This window comes from Vibrio sp. 10N.222.49.C9, from assembly GCF_041474985.1.
GTDB lineage: Bacteria > Pseudomonadota > Gammaproteobacteria > Enterobacterales > Vibrionaceae > Vibrio > Vibrio crassostreae_C.
The window spans coordinates 1-314 of sequence record NZ_JBFRVD010000075.1; the positions used below are offsets into that span (position 1 = coordinate 1).

1 protein-coding gene is annotated in these 314 nt (G+C 51.9%); it reads left to right on the forward strand.

The genetic code is table 11. From position 1 onward, the window contains the following. Positions 1-314: tandem-95 repeat protein (locus tag AB4585_RS21660; RefSeq protein ID WP_372170879.1), on the forward strand; the 314-nt coding region annotated here is incomplete at both ends.

Sequence of the window (314 nt, forward strand, 5' to 3'; positions counted from 1 at the left end):
GGTGTGACCTACGATGGCGGCGACGGTATCTTGACCGACAACGGCAACGGGACTTACACCTTTGCGCCGAATGAAAACTTCAATGGTGACGTAAACTTCGGCTTCGATGTGTCAGATGGCACCGATACGGTATCTGCCAACATCGATGTGAGTGTAACTGCCGTTGATGATGCACCAGTGTCTGGTGACCTAGCGTACTCAATCGATGAAGACGGTTCTATCCGTTTAAGCCAAGAGCAATTGCTATCACAAGCATCTGACGTAGAGGGCGATGACCTGACTGCTAGCGGCCTAACGGTTGGTGGAGATGCGAC